A 17219-nucleotide genomic window follows, 5' to 3' on the forward strand; every position below is an offset into this window, starting at 1 on the left:
AAAGCCTTGGCCCCACCTGCACCCCGGCGCATATCACGTCGGGACTGACGTGCTCCTACTGCCTCTCGGGGGGAACCGTGAAGATCGTTCCCGCTCCTCGCCGCCCGTCGTGACCTCACGGCCGGACGGCCCGTCTGCGTCTTGACGGATCTTTACCCTCGACTCGAAGAAGACTATTCCACGCCACCGAAGATGTCTAGTCGTTCCAGCCTAGATTCTCCGGCCGGCCGTCATCAGGAGCGTGCAGTACCGGTCGCCGCCGGCGATCTCACCCGAGGGGACGGTGTGGTCAGATGATCTCCAGCCCCTTCCCGGTCAAGCCCAGCAGTGTTGCTTCACGGTGCTCTTCTCCGGAGGCGATCGCGAGGATGGCGTGGGCGACGTCGGCGGGGTCGAGCGGTGCCGGGAAGCGCTTCATGAGCGCGTCGGCCGTCAGGCCGGCCTCGGCGCCGTAGGCGGCGGCCGCGGCCTCCCCAATCGCGGTGCCGACCAGGAACTGGCGCGGGGCCAGGGCGACGAACCGGATCCCGAGCTTGCGGTCGTGGGCGGCGCGCTGGAGGTAGCCGGCCAGGAACATCTGCATCCGCTTGGCGCCCGCGTAGCCGCCCGACAGCGGCGAGCCGTCGAGGCCGGCGCCGCTCGACACGATCAGCACGGTCGAGTTCGGACGCAGCGGCCGGGCCAGCGCGGCGCGGCCGACCTCGAAGGCGATCTTGACGTCGACGTTCCATGGCATCGAGAACGACTCCCAGCTCTGCTGCTCGATCGAGGCCATCCGCGGGCGCGTGCCCGCGGCGACGACGACGAGGTCGGGGTCGGCCTCGGCGAGGAGGGCGGCGACCTGCGCGGGATCGGTGGCGTCCCGGTTGCGGCCGGCGGCCAGAACATGGGCTCCGGCGGCGGTGAGGACGCCGGCGGTGGCCTGGCCGACACCGCTGCCGGCGCCAATGACGAGGGCTCTCTGGACGCTCATCGCGCTGCCGCTACGAGCGCCGCATACTGGCGCTCCAGCGTCTTCGCCGCGCCGCCGCGCCAGCTCTCGGCCATGGACTCCGACATGGGATCGGGGAAGATCTCCTCCTCGTCGTTGTCCACGCCGTCGAAGATGGCGCGGGCGACGGACTCTGGAGCGGCTTTCGGAATGTCGAGGCCTCGGGTCATGTCGGTGTCCACGGGGCCGGTCAGGACGGCATGGACCGTCACGCCTCGTGCGGCCAGCAGGACGCGCAGTGACTGGGTCAGGGAGAACGCGGCCGCTTTCGACATCGAGTAGGCCGGGATGAGCGGCAAGGGGGCGAAGGCGTTGAGCGACAGGTTGTTGACGATGGCTCCCCCGGAGCGGGTCAGCAACGGCAGGAAGGCCTGGGTCACGTCGTATGTGCCGAACAGGTTGACGGCGAGGTGCCGTTCGAGTGCGGAACGGTCGTTCAGGTCGTCGTACAGCGCCAGGCCGGCGTTGTTGACGAGGACATCGAGCGATTCGACCTGCTCGACGGCCTGCTGCGTCTGCACCGCGTTGGTCACGTCCAGGGTCAGGGGCGTGACGCGCCCGTCAGGGTGTGCCAGCGGCTCGCGCGCACCGGCGTACACCCGCTTCGCGCCTCTGCGCAAGGCCTCCTCGACCAGTGCCCGCCCGATACCGCGATTGCTTCCGGTAATCAGAACCGCCTTGTCGGCGATGCTCACCATAATGACGATCTCCTCTTTGCTCACGGATGGTCGGTTGTTGAGACACGAACGGCCGGAGGAACTCGCCGATGACTTTCGGGCCCGGATGGTGTCCTTACCTGCAGCAGGAGCGGAAGAACGAGGCGATGCGAGGATGTTGTGGTGACCGAGTCGGCCCTGGTCCGCGCCCGGGCGGGGGACGGGGAAGCGTTCCGGGAGCTCACCGAGCCCTACCGGCGGGAGATCCAGCTGCACTGCTACCGGATCCTCGGCTCCGTGCAGGACGCGGAGGACATGGTGCAGGAGACCCTTCTGGCGGCCTGGCGCGGGCTTGAGGGATTCGAGGAGCGAGCCTCCATGCGCGCCTGGCTGTACCGCATCGCGACGAATCGCTGCCTGAACGTGCTGCGCGACACCGGCCGCCGGCCGCAGCCGCCGTCCGGCACCCCGCTCGTGGCGCCCGAGCCCACCCGCCGATCCGAGCCGACCTGGTTCGAGCCCTACCCGGACGCCCTGCTGGAGGACCTGCCGGACGCCTCCCCCGGGCCGGAAGCCCGCTACGAGAGCAGGGAGGCGCTGGCGCTGGCGTTTGTCGCCGGGCTCCAACGGCTGCCGCCGCGCCAGCGTGCGGTGCTGGTGCTGCGCGACGTTCTAGGCTTCCGCGCAGCCGAGGTGGCCGACCTGCTCGACAGCAGCGAGGCCTCGGTGAACAGCGCCCTACAGCGGGCCCGTGCGGCCCTGGACGGCCAGCTTCCCGCACACGACCGGGACCGGGCGCCGCTACCGCGTTCGCCGCGTGAGCGTGAGCTCGTCGGGCGATTCGTGGACGCGTTCGAGAGCTCCGACGTCGACCGGCTCGTCGCGCTGCTGACCGATGACGCGTGGCTGACGATGCCGCCCGAGCCGCTCGAGTACCAGGGACACGCGGCTATCGCCCGGTTCTACCTGACCCGCAACTGGTGGGGCGGTCAGGCGGTCCGGCTGGTGCCCACGCACGCGAACGGCCAGCCCGCGTTCGGCTGCTACCTCCAGGATCCCCGCAGCCCGATCGCGCACGCCTACGGGCTGGTGGTGCTCACCCTGGAGGGCGACCGGATCTCTGCCATCACCCGCTTCGGCGACAACAGCCTGCTCCCGCTGTTCGGGCTGCCACGAACCCTGCGCTAATAGCATCCGGCCCGGGCCCGCCCCGGCCCCCCGGCCTGCGCCTGCCCTACGACGACACGCTTCACGGATTGCAGCACAGCTGGGCATCACGCCCAACATCCTGACCAAGCGGTTGGGGGCGGATTGTCAGCTGGCGCGGTAGAAGCGGAAGAACGGGTGCTCGATGACGGCTGGGGCTGGTCGTCGGGTCGCGTCGTCGGATTGCTGGCGGCATCGGCCATCCTGGTTGCGGTGTTCCTGGCCCGGTCATCGCGGCATCCGAGCCCGGTCATCGAGATCGGCCTGCTGGGCAGCCGCAGCTTTGCGGTCGCGTCGCTGGCTACGTTCCTGTTCGGCGCAGCGCTCGGGGGAATGCTGCTCTCCAGCGTGCTGTGGGTCCAAAACATCTGGCACTGGTCGGCGTTGCAGAGCGGCCTGGCCATCCTCCCCGGCCCGGCGCTGGTGCCGATCTGGTCGGCTGTGGCCGGCAGGCTGATCCCACGCTTCGGTCCCGGCCCGGTCGTTGCCGGCTCCACTGCGTTCGCCGTCGGCGTCGCATGGTGGGCAGCAGCGATAGGTCTGCGGCCCAACTACGTCACCGGGATGCTCGCCGGCATGTCCCTCACCGGCGTCGGGGTCGGCCTGGCGATGCCCACGCTGCTCGGCGCCGCCGCATCGTCACTACCCCCGCAACGTTTCGCCGCCGGCTCCGGCGTCGTCAACATGGTCCGGCAGATCGGTCTTACCGTCGGCGTCGCTGTCCTTGTCGCCGTCACGGGCACTCCACACACGGCAGCAGGGCAACTCACAGCGTTCCAGCGCGCCTGGGTCGTCCTCGCGGCGATCGCCTTGGCGGCCGGGCTGACGGGCTACCTGCTCCGGCGCCCTCAAGCCGCCGTCAAGGTACCCGCCGAACACATCACCACAGCTTCGACCATCGGGGCAGACACCGACACATGAACGGCGCCGGGCTCCACGTCACAAGCATTGGGGCAGCGCTGAGCCATGCATGGTCCTGCCCCGGTCCGTACGCGGCGAGCCTCACCGCGCTGGTGCGGGGTACCACCCACCAGGGCTGTCGCGGCGCACCGCTGCCGCGCGCCCACGCCCACACCCTTGCCGTTCGCTACGACCCGCCCGACACGAGTGCCCAGGCCGTCACGCGGGTCTTGGACTCCGTCCAGGCGTGCGGCCGTGTGACGCGGCGCTCGATCGAAGTGCAACTCCATGGTTGCACCTGGAGGGTTGACGTGCAACCATGAGGTTGCACCTAATGGCGCGACACTGAAGGAGCCCCCTCTTGAGCGAGGATCGGATCGAGCGCGAAACCCTGATCGCGGCACCCCTGGAGCGGGTCTGGTCGCTGGTGACCGAACCCGGGTTCTGGGTGGCCGACAAGGCGAGCCTGCCCGGCACCGTGGCCAAAGAAGGCGAGTCGATGGTGGCGAAAAACGCCGAGTACGGCGACTTCCCGGTGCGCGTGGAGAAGGTCGAGCCGCCGACGTATGTGGCGTATCGCTGGGCCAGCGCGTTCCCCGGAGAAGAGCTGCGCGCGGACAACAGCACCCTTGTGGAGTTCACGTTGACGCCGGAAGGCGACAAGACGCGGCTCCGCGTCGTCGAGAGCGGGTTCGCGGCGCTGGCCGGGTCCGAGGAGCTGCGCCGCCAGGCGGTGAAGGACAACACCGGCGGCTGGCCCCAGGAGCTCGACGCGCTCAAGACGCGCGCCGAACAGTCATCCGTGTGACGGACGAACCTCGCGGCGCCGTCGAGGCGGTCGACAGCGTCCTCGTCGCGCTGGCCGACCCGACGCGACGTCAGCTGCTTGATCTGCTCGCTGCACAGGGCGAGGTCACCGCGACGACGCTCGCCGAACGACTTCCCGTCTCGCGGCAGGCGGTGGTCAAGCACCTCGCCGTCTTGGACGCCGCCGGGCTGGTTTCCGGCCGCCGGGTCGGACGCGAGGTGCGGTACTCGGTGCGGCCCGCGGCGCTGGACGCGACGGCGCGGTGGATGGCCGCGCTCGCGGTCGACTGGGATCGGCGGTTGGCGAACATCAAGCGCGTCGCTGAGGCAGCGGAGCGTGATTCGCAGTAGTACTCCAGTTACGGTTCTCGATTTTCCCTGTCCACGGTGCCTGCGTGAGGTGAGACGTCAGCGGTGACGCGGGCCACGCCAAGCTGTTTGTAACGACAAAGACGGAGAGAAACAATGACCGATCAGATCGGAACACGCCTTCGTGCTGGACGCATGACTACCGACACAACCTCGCCTCCACATTTCAGCAGCAGGCAGCGGTTGATCCTGCTCGTCCTGCTCGGTGCCGGGTTCATGCTGTCCGTCGACTTCTCGATCCTGAACGTCGCGCTGCCGCAGGTCGGCGCCGGCGTCGGGTTGGCATTGACCGGGCTCCCCTGGGTCACCGCCGCATACGCGCTGCCCGCAGCCGGCTTCGCCCTGCTGTTCGGCCGGTTGGCGGACCTGTTCGGCCGCCGCAGGCTGTTCCTGTCCGGTATGGTCCTGCTGACCGGGGCCTCGTTGTTCGGCGGCTTCGCATCCAACCCCGAGATGCTCCTGACCGCCCGGGTGCTGCAGGGCTTCGCCACCGCGATGGCGACCCCAGCGGCGTTGTCGCTGCTCACCAGCACGTTCATGGAAGGCGCGACGCGCGACCGCGTCCTCGGCCTCAACGGCGCGCTGCTCTCCGGCGGCTTCACCGTCGGCGCGCTGGTCGGCGGCACCCTCGTCAGCCTGCTGAGCTGGCGGGCCGCGTTCTTCATCAACGTCCCGGTCGCCGTGGTCATCCTGCTCCTCACCCCCCTCCTGATCAGCGAGAGCAGCTTGCCCGACCGGGTGAAGCTGGACCTGCCTGGAGCGGCGACCGTGACCGGCGGTCTGCTGGCCGTGACCTACGCGGTCATCGAGAAGCACATCCCCTCGGCCGTCGTCGGCGTGCTGCTACTGGCCGCGTTCTGGATGATCGAGCAGCGCTCGCCGGCACCGCTCGCCCCGGTGCGCATCCTCAAGCGGCCCACGGTGAAGTGGGGTAACTACGCGGGGCTCGTGGTCTTCACCATGGAGACCGCCATGATCTTCCTGATGACCCTCTACCTCCAGAAGGTCCTGGGCTTCTCCCCGCTGACCACCGGCCTGATCTTCGGCGTCCCAGGCCTGGCAGCCGTGGCCGCCGGGGTGATCGCCGGACGCTTCATCGGGCGCTTCGGCAGCCGCAAGATCCTCGCCGTGGGCCTGTCCGTGCAGAGCCTGGCGACACTCCCGCTGGTGTTTCTCGGCGCCGACCGGATGGCACTCACGGTCCTGATCCCTGCGCTTTTCATCGGGTTCTTCGGGCACGTAACCTCCATCGTGGCGTACACGGTGACCGCGACCTCGGGTCTGCCGAACGAGGAGCAGGGCCTGGCCACCGGCCTGACCTCGATGACCCAGCAGGTGGCCATCACCATCGGCATCCCGATCCTGAGCTCCGTCGCCGCGACGCAGAGCGTGCAGCTGACCGGTATCCACCTCGCGCTGAGCGTCAACGTGGCCGTGACGCTCGTCAGCGTGGTCCTCATCTGGTTCGGGTTGCGTCCGCACGGCGAGCGCCGCACGGCAGCGGCGGCCATACCGGTGTCGAAGGAAGCCGACAATGAACTGGCCGCATGTTCGGACTGAGCCGGTGCCCTCTCTGTCCATCAGGCTGATGTGAGACACCTGATCTGATGACGCGTGCTATCCGCCGAGGGGCGCCGATGCGGGCGGGCGGGGCGGGTCGCCGTACCGAACCCGGGGTCTCTGGCTTGTCCAGGGCGCGAGCGCGCTGCTCATCGTGCCGCAGTTCACGGTCGCGGCCTTCGCTCTACCTGGTCGGCGCGCGGCACTGGACCACGGGCGGCGCCGGTGGCCGGCCCGGCTGGCCGCGTAAGCCGATGCACCCCAACAGGAAGACCCCCGGAAGGTCCGGGCCCTTCATCACCAAGGTGTTTGCAGGCGGAGCTCACGGGATGGCCCGCCGCTCCGAGGCGCCGGAAAGGGGCTTATCCACCCGCAGCCACAGGGAATCGGTACCAGCGAACATGCGGACCGGTCCGTAGATCGACTCTGCGACCGGTTTCGCGACTCAGTGCGGGAGTGGTGCGAGAAGCAGGGCGACCGCTGGCGCGAAGGCAGACATGACCACGGTCTATCGGTGCGCTGGGCAACCCCCGGCACACGACCGACCGAGCAGAGTCGGCGCCATTGCGATGGCAACCGCGGGTACAGAAGATTGGGTTCAGCTGGTCACACCGCTGCAGTCGATCGACGAGCTCCGGTTTAGGAGTCTCCATGTGACTCCGGCTGATCTTGATGGGCAAGGCGGCTCGGCCGGCGGGACCGGCGTCGCGTCGGCGGGGAGCGGGCTGATTCAGGCTGCGGCGAGAACCGCCGTTGCTGGCCGGGTAAAGGCCTTGCGGTCACGAACGAGGGCCCATAGGACGTCTACGCGTCGTCGGGCGAGAGCGAGCATGGCTTGCCGATGGTGTTTACCTTCAGCACGTTTCTTCTCGTAGTACGCGCGGGATGTGGGGCATTCTCGGACGGCGGTGAATGCGGCCATCCACAGGATGTGTCGCAGGCTCCGGTGATACCGACGGGGCTGCCTATGGTTCCCGGAGACAGCCCCGGAGTCACGAGAAATGGGCGCCAGGCCGGCGTGGGCGGCGAGTTTGGCCGGGCTGTCGTATTCGGTCATGCCGGCGGTGTGGACGAGCAGTTCGGCGGTGAGCAGGCTTCCCATGCCCGGCAGACTCCCGATGATCGGCGCGAGGGGGTGTTGGTCGAGTTGGTCGGCGATGAGGTCGTCGACGGCGGCGATGCCTTGTTCGATGGCGAGGATCTCGGTGGCCATCTGCCCGACCACCACGGCCGCGGCGCGTTGTCCTGGCAGGGTGACGGTCTGCTGCCGGGCGGCGGCGACCATCGCCTCGGCGACCTGGGCGGCGTTCTTGACGTGGCCGCGCCGGAGCAGGGCGGCGATCCGGTCGACGCCGGCGTGCCGGATCGCGGCAGGGGTCTGCCAGCACGCGAGGACCATCATCCGGCCCTTCCGGTTCAGGTCCACGGCCCGCTCCAGCGCGGGGCTGATCCCGGTGAGCAGTTCCTGCAAACGGAACAGGGTGGCGACGCGCTGGCCGACGAGGTCGGCGCGGTAGCCGGTGAGGACGGTGAGTTCGGCGAGGAGTCGGTCGGAGGGTTCCAGGATTGGGATGTCGGGGTGCATGCGGATGGTGTGGGCGATGACCAGAGCGTCGCGGGCGTCGATCTTGTTCTCTCCGGCGAATGCGGCGGCCATGTGGAACGCGACCGTGCCGGAGACATAGCGGACCTGAACCTGCCGCCGCCACAGCAAGGTCAGCAGCAGCGCGGACAGCCCGGTAGTGACGTCCACGGCCCAACAGACCGGCCGTCCGACGGCGGAGACCTCGGCCATGACGGTAAGCAGGGCGGACTCGTCGTTGGCCACCCGGCGGGAGTAGACCAATCGGCCGTCGCCGTCGACGGCGGCGACGTGATGGTGGGTCTTGCCGATGTCCACGCCGATCCACAGCTTCGCCACCGTCTCGCCTCTCCTTCGTTGGTCGGTTCTCTTGGTCGGGCCCTCGTCTGCGGGTTCGGGTTTGCCGGCACCTTCTAGCGATGCGATCGGGGGTCGCGGGTCTCCATCAGCGGTCTACCGGATTCACAGACGACGAAGCGGCGGGTGGCATCTCCTACCGTCAGCCAACCAATCTCGGCGAAACACACGCAGCCACACCCGCCGATTCCTGGGCACCAGGGTTTACGGCTACCGGGCCGCGCCCGTTCAACCAGCCCGCCCGCGAGGCGGGGGTGGGTGGCACCTCGAGTGTCAGCCACAGCCACGGCGGAGCACACAGAGCCATACCCCACCCCAGCCGCGCAGGAGTGGCAACGCCAGCCTGCCGCCGTCGCCGACGGGCACCTCGGACACGATGTGCGAGAGCCCGGAACCGAGGTCTCGCCCAATCGGCTGGGCGTGAAACGCCGACACGTGCGGACGGATCCTCGGGTCTGTTGGGCTGTGGATCAGCGACCGGGGTTGCCCGCACTCCAGGCCCTGAATGTGAAACCTGGTTTGGGCTGTCGACGCTGTGATGACGATCCTCGTGCTCGGCGATGACCAGCCGGGTCTCGTAGGCTCGGGCAGTGGAAAGCAGTCGAGGGCGGATCATGGCGCAGATGTTGGATGCGGCGGAGAACGCCTCCCCCGTCGACGCGGTCGAGGCGGTCACCCGGGAACTCGGTGCGGCGCTGGGGGCACGTACCGTCGCGTTCTTGATCGCGGACCTCAGCGGCCGGGCGCTGGTCCGGTTGACCCACGTGCCGCTCGGCGGAACCGGTGCGGGACGCCGGGGCGGTGACGAGGTCGCCACGGTGATGCCGTTCGACGGCGGCCCCGCCGAGCAGGCGCTACGCACCCAGACGGTGCAGGTTGTCACGCAGCCTGACAGGTGGACGGTGTTGGCGCCGGTGACCGACCGCGGTGAGGCCATCGGCCTGCTCGAGATGATCCTGCCGGACGAGCCGGACCCGCGGGCGCTGCAGGAGATAACCCGTACGGCGCACGTGTTGGCGTTCGTGGTGATCGCCAACCGGCGGTACACCGACCTTTTCGAGTGGGGGCAACGCACCACCCCGTTCACCCTGTCCGGGGAGATCCAGCGCCGCCTGCTGCCCGCCTCGTTCACGTGTGAGGCCAGCGCGTTCACCCTGTCCGGCTGGCTGGAACCCGCCGCCAGCATCGGCGGGGACACCTTTGACTACAGCCTCGCCCGCGACGTGCTGCACTTCAGCGTCACCGACGCGATGGGCCACGGGGTGGCCAGCGCGTTGACGGCCACCCTGGGCGTGGGCAGCCTGCGCAACAGCCGCCGCCGCGGGGTCGGTCTGGTGGAGCAGGCCGAAGCCGCGAATGCCGACGTGGCCGACCACGCCACCGTGCCCGGCAGTTACATCACCGCGGTCCTCGGCCGTCTCGACCTGCGCACCGGCGTGTGCGCGCTGCTCAACGCCGGGCACGTCCCGCCGATGCTGGTACGCGACGGGAACACCCGGGCGCTGCCACTACCGCCCAACTTCCCCCTGGGTATGTTCGCCGACGCCGGACACCGCGCTGGCGAGATCGAGCTGCGGCCGGGCGACCGCCTGGTGGTGGTCACCGATGGCATGCGGGAGCGCAACGCCGCCAACCTGGATCTACCGACCATGTTGCGGTCGATCACCGGTCTGCATCCACGCGAGGCTGCCCGGGCGTTGGCCGACGCCGTCCTCGAGGTCAGCGGACCGACTCTGGCCGATGACGCCACCCTGTTCATCCTCGACTGGCACGGCGGGCACCGCGAGGACCGGCGTACCAGCGCCGGCGCCGCCCAGGAGCGTGCCAGCACCGCGCTGCCCGACTGACTACTGGCCTGGCGCGTGGTCGGTGGACGGCACATCGGCTTCAGCCGCCTGCACACTGTCATAAACATGGATCACTCGATCCACCGACGTGACCGTCAGGACGCTGTGCACGGCGGGCTGCACCGCGGCGAGGCTCAACCGACCGCCGACGTCCCGCAGCGCCTTGAACATCACGACCAGCGCGCCCAGTCCGCTGGAGTCCATGAATCCCACCCCGGCCAGGTCCACCACCACGTGATGGTCACCGGCGTCGACCAACCGTTGCAGGCCCTCGCGCAGCTGGGGGGATGTCGCCATGTCCAGCTCGCCGCGCGCCTCGAGCACGGTGCAACCCCGGCCCGGCCGGACCGACAGCAGCAGTTCCACAGCAACCTCCCCACGCCCCGATGATCCCCGCTTACCATATTCTGCCGACGGGTGAACCGCCGTCGGCCTGCGTACGTCGCGCCGGCACCCTGACCGTTTCGCCTCAGCAGAACCGGGGTAGGGCTGATCACCACCGGAGCATCGCGCCTCAGGGCGGTAGTCCGACGGTCAGGTATGGGCCGGGGAGGAGCTGTGCAGTGCGGGTGAGCATGACCCTGTCACTCCCGCGGCAACCGTCGTCGGTGACCCGCGCCCGCCACGTCCTCACCACCCTGCTGAGCCTCACCGATGTCGCCGAGGACTCCCGTGGCCACCTCGCCGTGCTGATCAGCGAGGCGTGCGCCAACGCGGTGCTGCACGCCGATGCCGACAGCGTCGTCGACATCACCATCGTCATCGACGACGACGTCTGCCTCCTCGAGGTCGGCAACCGCGGCAGCACCCCCAACGGCGCTGGCCTCGACGCCGAACTCCCCGCCCCGCTCACCGTCGGCGGGCGTGGACTGCCCCTGATCGCAGCGCTCGCCGACACCGCCGCCTTCGTCGCCGGGCCACCGAACCAGGTACTGCTCCGCATCACCAAACACCTCACCGACGCACGAACAGCACCGATCCGGTAACCGGCTGCCGCACCGTGCGCCCTCGCCATCCGCCGAGCCCGAGCCAGGTGGCCGGCCTTCGATGGGGCGTCTCGCGGTTGGCGGCCGACATGGGAAGAGGTGCGACGAGCAGGAGTACGGCCGGCAGGGCCGAGGTGGTTCGCGCTGGCGAGCCAGCCGGCTCACCGCCCGCCGACGACCTCACCCGTCAGTGTGCCGCGTCCCATGCTGCTGGTTCTGGTTCTGCCGGAGGGCTTCCTCGAGTTGGTCCTCGAGGATGATGATCCGGCAGGCGGCCTCCAGGGCGGTGCCCTGGTCGACCATCTCCCGGGCCCGGGCGGCCAGGCGAAGCTGGTAGCGGGAGTAGCGGCGGTGCCCGCCGGTAGAGCGGTGCGGGTTGATCAGTCTCGCCTCGTCCAGGCGGCGCAGGAAGTCCTGCGTGGTGCCGAGCATCTCCGCGGCCTGGCCGATCGTGTAGGCCGGGTAGTTCTCATCGCCGAACATGTCATCGGGGTTCTGCCCCATGTCACCTCCACGTCGAGGGCCCCGGCGCTTACGCGCCGGGGCCCAGGGTTACGGGTCAGAACACCATCTACCGACAAGAACGTCGGCTTGTCATATCCGCACCAGCCGTAACTGACGGCTTCGGGTGCGAGGATCGCATAAGCGTGACCGGAGACCACCTCTCGTTCGATGGAAACTGCGGTGTCCGCCCGGCCTGACATGACGGCCGACGGCGGGCGATCCAACGGTGTACGGCCCTCCCTTTCCTCTGCTACTTCTTTCCCTTGCTGACGTACGGTCCACCGGTGCCGGAGCCCCACGCGACTTCCTGGCCCCCACACGTACGGCGAACAACAGCTGGAGCCCCAAAAGAACCTTGGCCCCACCTGCACCCCGGCTCGCACACGCCGGGCTGTGCTCCTACTGCCTTCCGTAGAGGGAACGATGGATCATGTTCCGCTCCTCGCCGCCCGTCGTGACCTCACGGCCGGACAGCCCGTCTGCGTCTTGACGGATCTTCACTCTCAACTCGAAGAAGAGTATGCCACACCGCAGAGGATGTCTAGTCTTCCCAGCCTAGATTTACTGGTCGCCGCCCATCAGAATGGCTGACCTGCTGAGTCTCTACGCGAGTTGTCGCAACCGCTCTCCCGATCGACGCTCGGCATGGCGGTGACGGCTCTCTCGCCCGCCGGGAATCCCCCGAAGCCCAGAGCGGCATGGTGGCGATCAGCACTCCCGACGAATTCTCCCCTGACGAGAGGGTAGGTTCGGTGTCGGTCATCGAGGCGAAGCCGGATGGCCGTCTGGGGGCGGACGAATCGCGTCCGAGGCGATGACACCCCGGGGCCGGTCAACTCGGCTGCCGCCGATCTGTGAGTAGCCGCGCTGTCCCGATCCGGGGCGGGAACTGTGCGCGCCCCAGGGGCGCCTGAGTGGAAATGGCTGTATGTCTTCTGTGCTGTCCGCGGTCGTCCGGCCGCGCCTGTCCCGTCCGTCCTGGCTGTCGCCGAAGGTGTTCCGCACCGAGGTCCTCGCCGGCCTGGTCGTCGCCCTGGCGTTGATCCCGGAGGCGATCTCCTTCTCGATCCTGGCGGGGGTCGACCCGAGGGTAGGGCTGTTCGCCTCGTTCACCATGGCCGTCACGATCGCGGTCTGCGGTGGCCGGCCGGCGATGATCTCCGCCGCGACCGGAGCGATCGCCCTGGTGGTGGCGCCGCTGGCGAAGGAGCATGGCCTGGACTACCTGATCGCGGCGGTGATCCTCGGCGGCGCCATCCAGATTGTGCTGGCGATGCTCGGGGTGGCGAAGCTGATGCGGTTCATCCCGCGCAGTGTCATGGTCGGTTTCGTCAACGCCCTGGCGATCCTGATCTTCGCCGCGCAGGTGCCGCACCTGCTCGGTGTGCCGTGGCTGGTCTACCCGCTCGCCGCCGTCGCCCTGGCGATCATGGTCGGGCTGCCCCGCCTCACCCGGGCCGTCCCGGCGCCGCTGGTGGCCATCGTGGTGCTGACCGTGGTCACGGTGGCCGCGCACATGGCGGTGCCGACAGTCGGCGACGAGGGCGCGCTGCCGGACAGCCTGCCCACCCTCGGGCTGCCGCAGATCCCCTGGACCATGGACACCCTCACCCTGATCGCCCCCTACGCCCTGGGCATCGCACTGGTCGGGCTGATGGAATCGCTGATGACCGCGAAGCTGGTCGACGACATCACCGACACCCCCTCCAGCAAGACCCGCGAGTCCTGGGGCCAGGGCGTGGCCAACATCGTCACCGGATTCTTCGGCGGCATGGGCGGCTGCGCCATGATCGGCCAGACAATGATCAACGTGAAGGCGTCCGGCGCCCGCACCCGCCTGTCGACGTTCCTGGCCGGCGTGTTCCTGCTGATCCTGGTCGTCGCGCTCGGCGACGTGGTCGCGGTGATCCCGATGGCCGCCCTGGTCGCCGTCATGATCATCGTGGCGGTGTCGACGTTCGACTGGCACTCCGTCGCGCCGAAGACGCTCAAGCGGATGCCCTACGGCGAGACGATCGTCATGCTCGCCACCGTCGTCACCACTCTGGCCACCCACAACCTGGCCATCGGCGTTGTTGTCGGTGTGCTCACCGCCATGGTGATCTTCGCCCGGCGGGTCGCTCACCTGGTCGAGGTGACCAGCGTGCTCGACCCCGACGGCACCACCCGGATCTACTCCGTGCACGGTGAGCTGTTCTTCGCCTCCAGCAACGACCTCGTCGGCCAGTTCGACTACGCGGGTGATCCCGGGCACGTGGTCATCGACATGACCCACGCCCACGTGTGGGACGCCTCCTCGGTCGCGGCGCTGGACGCCATCACCACGAAGTACGCAGCTCGGGGCAAGGCCGTGGAGATCGTCGAGTTGAACAAGCCCAGCGCCCGTATCCACGACACCCTCGCCGGGCAGCTCGGCGTCGGTCACTGATGGCCGCCGCCAGCCGGGACACCGGGCCGGAGCAGCACGCCTCCGGCCCGGCCACGGGCCGCCTGATGCAGATCGGCGAGGCAGCCGAACGGGTCGGGCTGAGCATCCGGACCATTCGCCACTACGAGGAAGTCGGCCTGATCGTGCCCTCCGCGCGTAGCGAGGGCGGCTTCCGCCTCTACACCGAGCCCGACCTCGAGCGCCTCGCCGTGGTCAAGCGGATGAAACCCCTCGGGTTCAGCCTCGACGAGATGCGCGACCTGCTCACCGTCGTTGACGCCCTCGACACCGCCACCGGAGCCGAGCGGGCAGCGCTGCTCGACCGGCTCGACATGTTCCACACCGCCGCCACCACCCGCGTGACCGCCCTACGCGACCAACTCGCCATGGCCGAAGGCTTCGCCGACACCCTCCGCGACAAACTCAACCACCACGGCAGCCCGGCGGGCTGAGCACCGCCGCTGCCGACTACCCCTGAACTGCGGTGGCGTGGTTCAGGGTCATCGGTCGTCGTCGGCGACCGTAGTGAGGGCGGAGCCGGCGGCGGAGCGGGTCATGACCGGGATCAGCACCGTTGCGACCGCGACGTGCAGGGCGCCGAGAATGATCCGGGTCGCGGCATCCATGCCGGGAGCCAGCAGCGGCGCCAGAGACACCAGTAGTACCCCGACCGCGGTGATCGTCCAGACGAGCCGGGCGGACCGGGGCAGCAGCCGCTCCAGGAGTGCGAGCAGCGCCCAGCCAGCCAGGGCGGCGGCCAGCGCGACAATCACGACAGGAGCAAGGCCGATCTCCAACGGCTCCCTCCTGGGCGGCCCGCCGGTAACGGCGAGCCGGTGCCCCAGCAGCGGGACGGCAACCGTCCAGAGGGCGGCGGCTACGCCAACGGCCCCGATCACGCCCCGAATTCGGCGGACGCGGTTCATCCCGCAGCTGCCGCAGTATCGACCACGCCGTGGAGAAACACGTCGACCAGCGTTTCGATCGGGGTTTCGGCGCCGCCGGTCGCTCCTCGCCGGCCCATGAGAATGCCGAGGAAGATGACGGCGAGCTGTTCGACGGGCAGTCGCAGCGCGGCCCGGTCGGGCTCCAGCAGTCGGATCACCGCTTCGCGGGTGCGCTCAGTCGCTGTTGTCCGATCGCCGGTCGCACTGCGATCAGCCGGCTCGCGCCGCTCACCTCGGCGGCCACTGGCGTGCACAGCGCCGATCACCGCCATGTGGTGGGACTAGACATTCTGGTGAGGTGTTGTCCGGTCTCAGGACCTGCGTGACAGATCGCTATCAGGACCTGGGTGACCTCCGCGCAGCATTGGTGGAGTGACTTCGAAGAGCGGTATCACGCCGTCGCCGGCTCGGTCGGGCAGCTCGATGCCCGTGCGGACGTGCCTGCACCCGACCTCTGGCTAGATCTGTGGATCAGCCTGCGAGTCCCACCAGCGCGGCAACCCGTCATCGGGGGCGTCCGGGCTGGCGAAGTAAAACGGCACGCCGATGCTGCCTGCTATCGCCTGGCCTTTCTCGATAGCTTCCGCGGCTTCCGGCCATGGCGGAACCTCGCCTCTGAACAAGCGGAGATCGCTGCCGTGGCGAAAACCCTGCCAGCGGCTGCTCGTCGAAGCAGGGGTGGTGGCTGCTTGGCCGTCGCACAATCGCGTACAGCCTCACAAACCAGCCTTGGGTGTCTCCATCCCACAGAGCTTCCACGGCAACGACTGGATCCGTAATCGCCGTGACTGTCTCGACCAGGTGCGGCACCTCGACCGGCGGCTCTTCCGGTTCATCCAAGCCCTCTGCGCGGAGCCACGCCAAGCGCTCAGCCATCATGTCCTGGGCTTCGTACAGACTCGGCTGAGGATCAAGGCCGCCGTCCGAGCGCAACAGCATGAGGGCATGTATCAGCCGCCGCTGGCGAAGTTGCTCGTCGATCCGATCGCGCACCTGCGAGGACAGCGACGTCCACCACGAATCCTGTCCCTGCACGACCCCAGTCTCACCCACCAAAGTTCCGAGGGCGTCGAGCCGGATGTGTCACCCATGTCCCGAGACTGATCTGTCACGGAGGTTCTGAGACTCGACACCGCCGGTTCTCCCGCGAACTTCACCAAGCACTCCCGGCCGATGACGACCACGTTACCGGGGCGAGGGTGGTCACCTAAGCCATCCGAGGAACCTGCGGTGGAGGGTGCCCGACGGCGCCCAGCTCATGTCCTGCGTTGCGGCCACCAGGTGCGAGCTCATGTAGATGCTCAAGGACACCGGAGCGCCGGCGTACTCGGCGAGCAACTCTTTTCGACGAGTACGGCAGGGCCAAGGGGCGCCACACCCGCCGCAGGTCCAGGTCGGCAGCACCGGTCCGTGCGTGGTCATCGGTCCTCACCCGGCCAGTGCCCCCGGTTGATCGGCAGGCGGTGCGTCGCCCGGCAGGGCAGGTCGGTCCCGCAGCGGCAGATCCGCCTCCATCTTCGCCACGACCACACCGGCCGGTGCCGGCGGGCCAGGGTGAGGGCAGCGGCTATCACGTACTCCTCGTACCGGACCATCGGAGTCCCCTCCTGCAACCTACGTTACCTAGTACTCTGGGTATACCGACGATACCCCGTGTCGCCTCCGAAATCCCCCTGCGTGTTCTCTTGATGCAGGGAGGGCGACCGATGGCTCAGCCGCTGTATCAACAGATTGCCGACGACATCACGCGGCAGATTGAGTCGGGCGTGTTGAAGCCCGGGGACCGCTTGCCCAGCACCCGTCAGCTCTGCGAGCAGTACGAGGTCAGCGAGACCGTCATCCGATTCGTCATGATCCAGCTCAAGGCGCGGGGCCTGGTTTACGGCCAGCCGGGTCGAGGTGTGTACGTCAGCAAGAGGGACTGACCCGGCCGCCCGCTCATCACCTGCTCATTCGTGGACGCCAGGTGCTCACATAATCCGCATTAATGCGACCTCACCCGCGCCGTCGCCCCCAGGACGTGTCGGCGCAGGTCCTGGGAGCGGGCGGCGTAGCGGTGGGCGAACAGCAAGCCGCCGC

Annotated in this window: 18 protein-coding genes; 11 read left to right on the top strand and 7 right to left on the bottom strand. The window is 68.8% G+C overall.

Features of this window, described 5'->3' with window-relative positions:
- Positions 1-289: 289 nt before the first annotated feature.
- On the bottom strand, positions 290-973 hold the full coding sequence (locus DKT69_RS08185; protein WP_109800977.1) for an SDR family oxidoreductase: 684 nt from the start codon (positions 971-973) through the stop codon (positions 290-292).
- Complete coding sequence (locus tag DKT69_RS08190; protein ID WP_236647398.1) at positions 970-1713, bottom strand: SDR family NAD(P)-dependent oxidoreductase; 744 nt, start codon at positions 1711-1713, stop codon at positions 970-972. The genes DKT69_RS08185 and DKT69_RS08190 overlap by 4 nt, the downstream gene beginning before the upstream one ends.
- 117 nt (positions 1714-1830) lie before the next feature.
- On the opposite strand from DKT69_RS08190, the gene DKT69_RS08195 reads away from it, so the two are divergent.
- From DKT69_RS08195 to DKT69_RS08215, 5 genes are all read left to right on the top strand, one after another.
- A complete protein-coding gene (locus DKT69_RS08195) occupies positions 1831-2835 on the top strand; it encodes a sigma-70 family RNA polymerase sigma factor (RefSeq protein WP_236647399.1) in 1005 nt (334 codons plus the stop codon).
- A 156-nt stretch (positions 2836-2991) separates the two neighbouring features.
- Positions 2992-3774 carry an MFS transporter gene (locus tag DKT69_RS08200; RefSeq protein WP_161557784.1) on the top strand — a complete coding sequence of 261 codons (783 nt, stop codon included), beginning with the start codon at positions 2992-2994 and terminating at the stop codon, positions 3772-3774.
- Between the two features lie 340 nt (positions 3775-4114).
- Positions 4115-4561 (top strand): SRPBCC domain-containing protein, encoded by a 447-nt coding sequence (locus DKT69_RS08205; protein ID WP_109800981.1) that lies wholly within the window; start codon positions 4115-4117, stop codon positions 4559-4561.
- On the top strand, positions 4558-4911 hold the full coding sequence (locus DKT69_RS08210; RefSeq protein WP_109800982.1) for an ArsR/SmtB family transcription factor: 354 nt from the start codon (positions 4558-4560) through the stop codon (positions 4909-4911). The genes DKT69_RS08205 and DKT69_RS08210 overlap by 4 nt, the downstream gene beginning before the upstream one ends.
- Before the next feature lie 153 nt (positions 4912-5064).
- Entirely contained in the window at positions 5065-6489 is a 1425-nt protein-coding gene (locus DKT69_RS08215; protein WP_109800983.1) for an MFS transporter, read from the top strand.
- A gap of 730 nt (positions 6490-7219) precedes the next feature.
- On the opposite strand, the gene DKT69_RS08220 is transcribed toward DKT69_RS08215, so the two are convergent.
- The gene (locus DKT69_RS08220; protein WP_109800984.1) at positions 7220-8410 is read right to left on the bottom strand and encodes an IS110 family RNA-guided transposase; all 1191 of its coding nucleotides are present in this window, start codon (positions 8408-8410) and stop codon (positions 7220-7222) included.
- Between the two features lie 608 nt (positions 8411-9018).
- Here DKT69_RS08220 and DKT69_RS08225 point away from each other — a divergent pair.
- Positions 9019-10275: a PP2C family protein-serine/threonine phosphatase gene (locus DKT69_RS08225; RefSeq protein ID WP_236647400.1), complete on the top strand. Its 1257-nt coding sequence runs from the start codon at positions 9019-9021 to the stop codon at positions 10273-10275.
- On the opposite strand, the gene DKT69_RS08230 is transcribed toward DKT69_RS08225, so the two are convergent.
- Positions 10276-10641, bottom strand: coding sequence for an STAS domain-containing protein (locus DKT69_RS08230; RefSeq protein ID WP_109800986.1), 366 nt, complete (start codon positions 10639-10641; stop codon positions 10276-10278).
- A gap of 209 nt (positions 10642-10850) precedes the next feature.
- On the opposite strand from DKT69_RS08230, the gene DKT69_RS38200 reads away from it, so the two are divergent.
- Positions 10851-11261 carry an ATP-binding protein gene (locus tag DKT69_RS38200; RefSeq protein WP_161557785.1) on the top strand — a complete coding sequence of 137 codons (411 nt, stop codon included), beginning with the start codon at positions 10851-10853 and terminating at the stop codon, positions 11259-11261.
- A gap of 180 nt (positions 11262-11441) precedes the next feature.
- Here the strand turns inward: DKT69_RS38200 and DKT69_RS08240 are convergent, their stop codons facing one another.
- Complete coding sequence (locus DKT69_RS08240) at positions 11442-11765, bottom strand: helix-turn-helix domain-containing protein (protein ID WP_109800987.1); 324 nt, start codon at positions 11763-11765, stop codon at positions 11442-11444.
- 928 nt (positions 11766-12693) lie between these two features.
- Between DKT69_RS08240 and DKT69_RS08245 the strand changes: the two genes are divergently transcribed.
- Together DKT69_RS08245 and DKT69_RS08250 are read left to right on the top strand one after the other, a co-directional pair.
- A complete protein-coding gene (locus DKT69_RS08245) occupies positions 12694-14193 on the top strand; it encodes a SulP family inorganic anion transporter (RefSeq protein ID WP_109800988.1) in 1500 nt (499 codons plus the stop codon).
- Positions 14193-14645, top strand: a complete 453-nt coding sequence (locus DKT69_RS08250; protein WP_109800989.1) for a MerR family transcriptional regulator — start codon at positions 14193-14195, stop codon at positions 14643-14645. Before DKT69_RS08245 ends, DKT69_RS08250 begins: the two co-directional genes overlap by 1 nt.
- 48 nt (positions 14646-14693) lie before the next feature.
- On the opposite strand, the gene DKT69_RS38880 is transcribed toward DKT69_RS08250, so the two are convergent.
- Together DKT69_RS38880 and DKT69_RS37655 are read right to left on the bottom strand one after the other, a co-directional pair.
- Complete coding sequence (locus DKT69_RS38880) at positions 14694-15119, bottom strand: DUF6069 family protein (RefSeq protein ID WP_109800990.1); 426 nt, start codon at positions 15117-15119, stop codon at positions 14694-14696.
- A complete protein-coding gene (locus DKT69_RS37655; protein WP_146231001.1) occupies positions 15116-15412 on the bottom strand; it encodes a hypothetical protein in 297 nt (98 codons plus the stop codon). The genes DKT69_RS38880 and DKT69_RS37655 overlap by 4 nt, the downstream gene beginning before the upstream one ends.
- Before the next feature lie 457 nt (positions 15413-15869).
- Between DKT69_RS37655 and DKT69_RS08265 the strand changes: the two genes are divergently transcribed.
- Entirely contained in the window at positions 15870-16244 is a 375-nt protein-coding gene (locus tag DKT69_RS08265) for a hypothetical protein (protein WP_146231002.1), read from the top strand.
- A 602-nt stretch (positions 16245-16846) separates the two neighbouring features.
- Positions 16847-17065 (top strand): winged helix-turn-helix domain-containing protein, encoded by a 219-nt coding sequence (locus DKT69_RS08275; RefSeq protein ID WP_109800994.1) that lies wholly within the window; start codon positions 16847-16849, stop codon positions 17063-17065.
- Positions 17066-17219: the final 154 nt, after the last annotated feature.

Source organism: Micromonospora sicca (genome assembly GCF_003172935.1).
In the GTDB taxonomy this organism is placed as follows: Bacteria; Actinomycetota; Actinomycetes; order Mycobacteriales; family Micromonosporaceae; genus Micromonospora; species Micromonospora sicca.

What these genes read in the sequence shown, in the direction of transcription:
- DKT69_RS38200 (WP_161557785.1), top strand. Translation starts at nt 10,851, where the DNA reads ATGACCCTGTCACTCCCGCGGCAACCGTCGTCGGTGACCCGCGCCCGC.
- DKT69_RS38880 (WP_109800990.1), bottom strand. Translation starts at nt 15,119, where the DNA reads ATGAACCGCGTCCGCCGAATTCGGGGCGTGATCGGGGCCGTTGGCGTA.
- DKT69_RS08240 (WP_109800987.1), bottom strand. Translation starts at nt 11,765, where the DNA reads ATGGGGCAGAACCCCGATGACATGTTCGGCGATGAGAACTACCCGGCC.
- DKT69_RS08185 (WP_109800977.1), bottom strand. Translation starts at nt 973, where the DNA reads ATGAGCGTCCAGAGAGCCCTCGTCATTGGCGCCGGCAGCGGTGTCGGC.
- DKT69_RS37655 (WP_146231001.1), bottom strand. Translation starts at nt 15,412, where the DNA reads ATGGCGGTGATCGGCGCTGTGCACGCCAGTGGCCGCCGAGGTGAGCGG.
- DKT69_RS08245 (WP_109800988.1), top strand. Translation starts at nt 12,694, where the DNA reads ATGTCTTCTGTGCTGTCCGCGGTCGTCCGGCCGCGCCTGTCCCGTCCG.
- DKT69_RS08215 (WP_109800983.1), top strand. Translation starts at nt 5,065, where the DNA reads ATGACTACCGACACAACCTCGCCTCCACATTTCAGCAGCAGGCAGCGG.
- DKT69_RS08250 (WP_109800989.1), top strand. Translation starts at nt 14,193, where the DNA reads ATGGCCGCCGCCAGCCGGGACACCGGGCCGGAGCAGCACGCCTCCGGC.
- DKT69_RS08275 (WP_109800994.1), top strand. Translation starts at nt 16,847, where the DNA reads ATGGCTCAGCCGCTGTATCAACAGATTGCCGACGACATCACGCGGCAG.